The following is a 5,547-nucleotide window of genomic DNA, read 5'->3' as shown; positions in this document are numbered from 1 at the left end:
GACGGAGCCGGCCGTGGGAAGCAGTCTGGACGCGAACAAGGCCACTGTCCAGGGGATGTGGGAGGCATACACCGACGATGTGGGGAGCGTGGTCAACGGAGTACCGGCAGCCTTGTCGGGGGGAATCTTCGTCGCATCGGAGGTGCCCCTGGTCGCAGGGACAAATACCCTGGCAGCCGTCATCACGACTTTCGAGGAGATTACCGACACGTCTGCTGTCGAGATAACAGCCACCGGTTCCCGTCCGGCCGTGGAACTTCAGGCCAACATTTCATCGGGAACCGCACCCCTTGAGGTGGATTTTCGTGCCGACGCCATCGGCATCGACGGCACCGAGTATATATACGACTTCGACGGGAACGGGACCGCGGACACCGTCACGAATACGGAAGAGTATGTCGCTCACACCTATTACTATCCCGGTGTTTATCATGCGGAGGTAACGGTGACCGACGGTGAGGCAATATCACATACCGCCGGGGCCCTGATCACTGTCGAGGATAAAGCAGCCATCAATACACTGCTTGTCAATCGTTGGACGGATCTGAGGGAGAAACTCAATTCGCTTGAACCCGGTGAAGCGGCGGGGCTTTTCTCCGGAAGGACGACCGGGAAATACAACGATATTTTTGCGAAGCTGGTGGACAAGCTGCCGCAGATGGCAGCCGACATGGGGGACATGGAACTGATCTACGTAATAGACGGAGAGGCCAAATACAGGCTGCGAAGAGATGAGGGGGGAGTACTTACCACTTACTATGTCTACTTTTTAAAAGAACCAAACGGCATATGGCGGATATACCAGTTCTGATAAGGAGCGTTTTATGTCCCTACTAAAGAGCCTGCTCCCAAAGATAGGCCGTTTTTATCTGAAGCACCCGATCAAGTTGACCATACTGGGCCTCTACATTCTCGCTGTCGTCCTCACCGGTACTGTTATCGGGAGGGTTACGGACGCTGATACAGGTGAACCCATCGAAGGGGCGGTCGTTATGGCAAGCTGGGAATGGGTGCTTCCTGTTCCACCTGAAGGGGAGCCTGTAAACGCCCTGGCCGAAACAGTTTCCGGGAAGAGGGGATGGTTCTTCATCTGCCGTCCGACCCTGCTGATATTCAGCTATCCCATGGTAACGGTTTATAGCAATGACCATCTCATGTGGAACAATGATGCTTTTTTTGATGGGAAAACCCATTACTGGAGCAGTGATAAGGATAAGAAACATCCCCATCGCTTTTGGATGCGGGTTTCCCTTACGCCCTGGGTGGAGGGCATGTCTCACTGTGAACAGGAAGATTACTTCTTCGACATTTTTACAGTTGGGGGCGGTAGTACGAAGTTTATGGGCAAAGCACTAGATAGAGAGCAGCATCTTTGTACATTAGAACTCAGGAGAAACCGCGAACTTCAAGGAGAACAACAATGAGAATAAAAATACTGGCAGTTGGAATCTTGTCGATTCTCGTCTTCTTTTCGATCCATGGAACCGTGCATGGTTTCGATAACGTGAACACGCACCGATCAATTGTTGAGCGGGCGTTGGTCATGGATAGTTACCTGGACAGCCACCTGAGGCATGCATTTGGTTTTACGTATGGAATTGGAACACTCATTGACCCTCAGGATGAACCGATTGAGGACGATTCAAATGTCAGAGTTAGAACGATCGCTGAGTGGCTGGAGTACGGCAGCTACATGGAGGATAAACCCATCTGCCGCGCAAACCGTCATTTTCTCAATCCGCTAAAAGAGTGGCCTGATGCGTATGTTGATGATCTGCCGGCTTCCTTGTCGGATCTGGTTGATGTCCGTTACGGCTGCTGGCTGGAGGATTTTTCCAACGTGACCTGGGCCACTGGTTATGTTCGGCCTTCTCTACTCGGTTCAACAGCCTGGACATGGAACGACCATAATTGGATGGCTGCGCGGGACAGTTTCTTTCTTGCGTTAACTGCCGGGCAGACAGCCGAGCGTGAGAAATATTGGTTCAGAACTTTCAGGGACTTGGGGCAGGTTGCCCACCTGTTGCAGGATATGGGCGTACCGGCCCATACGAGGAACGACCTCCTGGCACATGTGGAGCTGATCGGAGGGGATGGTGGTTTCAAGTATTTGTACAATCGTTTCGAGCACTATGTGGAAGAAAAGGACTCTGATATAGCTCAGATATCAACCATCAGCCCCGTGGATATCGCTGATTATAACCTGACCCGTTTCTGGGATCATAATCAGTATGTTGGAACGGATATCCTGTTGTCCCGTGATCAGGAGGCAGGTCTGGCTGAATATTCCAACGCCAATTTCTTTAGCGACAATTCCATCTTCACAGAAGCGACAGATCCGACCGACCCGTATCACTTCCCGTTCCCCAACAAGAGCGTGACGACGGCCGAGCGGGTTGAGGTTATGGCAGAGGACGCTCATTTCGATCTCGTCTGGTATGTCCGCTATATGCCTGACTGCTAGCTTGAAAACGATAACTCGTTCAAACTGGCAGCTTATTCGTTCGTCAATTTCTACGACGAATTCGGGAACCTGAATGGAGGGGCCGGTGAGTACCTCCTCGATGACGAAGTGTTTAATACCTATTTTGACAAGCTCGTACCCAGAACCATCTCCTATACAGCGGCACTGACAAATTACTTCTTCAGGGCACATATGGAAGTGACATCAATTCCTGGCGGGATCACTATTACCAACAGCTCTGGCGAGCAGATGAACGGCTGGTTTTCCATTTACTATGACTCGGTTGCTGATGACACCAGAGCACAGATCCCGGATGCCGCCTGGTATCTGAAATTGAGCCCGGATGAAACATCCGGCACATTGACAGTTAATTTCCCCTACCAGGAGGAATCCACTTATACATTGGCTTTCAAGGGTGAGCTTGGGCAAGAGGGAAAGGCGCCTTTTGACGAACACTACGCTGTCGCAGGCCAGGTCTTCACCTGGGCGCCGCCTACAAGTACGGTCACCTATAAGCTCTATCATACCGGCAGCAACCCCAAAGGGGTCGCGATCTCTCCAAACGGTTCCACCCTCTACGTCGGCTGTCAGGATGATGATACGGTGCAGGTGTTCGACACCGAGTCATTGTCCGGGACGCCATACGCGACGATCCCCGTGGGCGACGGCCCCAACTTCCTGGCGTTGACCCCCAGCGGCAAATACCTTTTCATCTCCAACGAGTGGGACAAAAGCATTTCCGTTATAGATACCGAAACCTTGTCCGTGGCCCAGACCATCACAGGCCTGCCTTCCTTCCCCCAGGAACTGGAGGTGACGGCCGACGGCTCCCGCCTGTACGCCACTTCCTGGGGCTGGTATCCCGTCACACGGGTGGACATCGCTGGCTCCCCACCCTTTAATGTCGTCAGGTACGAGAACTACGATGTCCACAGGTGGGGACAGGGATTGGGGATCAATAATACCAAGTCCGAGCTGTACGCCGGATACAACACGTTCTAGTGGCCCAACTCCCTGGCGGTCCTGGACATTTCCACATCGGTGGATACCTTCGACAGGTATATACCCGGCAACCCCCAGACCTGGGGCGTCGCGGTGGAGTCGGGAGACAGGTATCTCTACTACGGAATCTCCAACTGGTCCACCGGCAAACAGATCAGGGTCATCGACACGAACGATGACAGCGAGGCAGCCCTGTACGTTCTGTCCGATACACCCTACCGGTTGATTTCGGATGACCAGGGTCGAATCTTCAGCCCGTGGGGCAACAGCGGCAAGGTTCAGGTATATAACAACGCCGCGGAGGCGGGGTTCATCGACGTGAACAGCGAGCATACCGGCTGCCGTCCCCTTGACGCGGCGGTGACCAATGACGGCGCCGGCATCTACGTGACGTGTCCTAATCTTAACCAGGCGCGCCGGTTCCCCACAAGCTGGACTCAGCAGGAATCCCTGGCGATGATGGCCATGACTATGACGCAGGAGGTTGACGATTCGGCAACCCTGATCCTCACCGGGGTCCCCGAAGGGACGCGTGCCTATGTGGACGGGCTTTTTCCTGAAGAGTGGAACACCGATCCCGATACGGCGACCTTGACGTTGTACGGGGTCGTTCCGGGAGTCCATGCTGTCAGGATGATGGCCCCGGGGTACGAGATATACGATCTGGTAGTCGAACCGGCTCCGTATGGCCTGCTTGAGATACCGGTTACCATGACACCAGCGGTGGATTAGCCTCAATCAAACCCGTCCCGGTTTCCTTTCGGAGGCCGGGGCGGGTTTGTTAATCCACTTGGGTCAAAAAATCATTTTGTCCTGAGCCTGACTGTGGAGACATAGGTAGAGTTACCCTGTTTTGGGATGATCCCTCCTCACCAGCGCTTTCCAGAACCCGAAACTGTGCCTGAAAAAGTTTTGGTGCTTGTCCTGAGTCCCGCCAACGGCGGGATCGAAGGGCCTGTCCAACGTCTTGTCCACCATAGCTCGCTCTAATCCCTAATTTAGGAGTTCCAAACGAGCGTCGGTGGAAGCCGGTCGACAGCCGTCGGCGAAGGCGGACCTGTCACGCCGTAGTTCGACTTGTGAGGGCATCTTGTCACGGCGCAGTCACGCAATTAGCGTGACGAAGACGGACCTGTCACGCCATCTTGTCGCGGCGAAGTTATGCGCCAGGCATAACGAAGAGGGAAGCTCGTAGAGCGACGGCGGAAGCCACCAGCGACGCCCCAAGGACGAAGGCGGACCTGTCACGGCGTAGCTGCCGGCGGAGACGGAAGTCCAGCCATTCAGAAGCGATCCAACCTTACAGACAGGTTCATATACATCAAATCCACATGTGCACATTAATGTGTGCAGGTGTAGATATGTCAGTGTAACACTTGTTGGAAGCGTGTAGGGAGATTTTCAAAAACACCCCTTATAAAACAGGCGGTTATAGGATTGCCGAACAAACAGACCACTGCGGCATGCAAATTGCTCCAATCATAACGCTCCCAATAAAGTCATTACAGTAAAGCTCAGTCGAATCACTTGGCAAGCGCTTGTGAATTTTTTGACAACGCATGGGGCCATGATAGACTTGTATGGGAGTAAGGAGGGGTGGGTGAGTAACAGGTATGTTTAAAAGACCGGTTTCAGCAGATCGCTGGAACCGGTTCGTACATTCTGAGGTATTTGGTCCTTACCAGGACCAGGTAAAGAAGAGGATAATACCATTGAGAAAGGATTTCCTTATGAAGCGATATCGAGGAAAGGCAATTCTACTGATCGCACTAACCGTATCTTTTGTAGGCGTGATGTCAGTAACCGGCGCATTCGCCTCGAACACGGTGACGTTACCCTTGTTCGAGCCGGAGGGGTTCTACCGGGATACGGGGGGACCGGATGTTGAGGTGAGGACCTTCACCATTCCCGCCATCGAGGGGAGTTTCACTCTCGCCCTGGAAAACGGCAGCGCCGCGGGGGACAGCCTCGCCTCGGCGGCGGTTGTGAAGGTGAACGGGTTTACGGTGATCAAGGCTTCCGATCTGTCCCAGCAGGTGACTTACATCGAGGAGGATCTTGCCCCATATGTGAACGAGGGT

The 5,547-nt window shown here is 53.5% G+C and carries 6 protein-coding genes; all 6 read left to right on the top strand.

The window, feature by feature from the left end:
- On the top strand, positions 1-811 hold an 811-nt coding region (locus P1S59_14125), incomplete at its 5' end, for a PKD domain-containing protein (GenBank protein MDF1527368.1).
- A 13-nt stretch (positions 812-824) separates the two neighbouring features.
- Entirely contained in the window at positions 825-1,424 is a 600-nt protein-coding gene (locus tag P1S59_14120) for a hypothetical protein (protein ID MDF1527367.1), read from the top strand.
- Complete coding sequence (locus P1S59_14115; protein ID MDF1527366.1) at positions 1,421-2,464, top strand: hypothetical protein; 1,044 nt, start codon at positions 1,421-1,423, stop codon at positions 2,462-2,464. Before P1S59_14120 ends, P1S59_14115 begins: the two co-directional genes overlap by 4 nt.
- A 108-nt stretch (positions 2,465-2,572) precedes the next feature.
- Entirely contained in the window at positions 2,573-3,466 is an 894-nt protein-coding gene (locus P1S59_14110) for a hypothetical protein (GenBank protein MDF1527365.1), read from the top strand.
- 39 nt (positions 3,467-3,505) lie between these two features.
- Positions 3,506-4,198 (top strand): hypothetical protein, encoded by a 693-nt coding sequence (locus P1S59_14105; GenBank protein ID MDF1527364.1) that lies wholly within the window; start codon positions 3,506-3,508, stop codon positions 4,196-4,198.
- 998 nt (positions 4,199-5,196) lie between these two features.
- Positions 5,197-5,547 (top strand): hypothetical protein (locus P1S59_14100; GenBank protein MDF1527363.1); only part of this gene is annotated, 351 nt, incomplete at its 3' end.

This window comes from bacterium, assembly GCA_029210965.1.
Taxonomy (GTDB): Bacteria; BMS3Abin14; BMS3Abin14; order BMS3Abin14; family BMS3Abin14; genus JALHUC01.
This window is presented reverse-complemented; position numbering and strand designations above follow the sequence as displayed.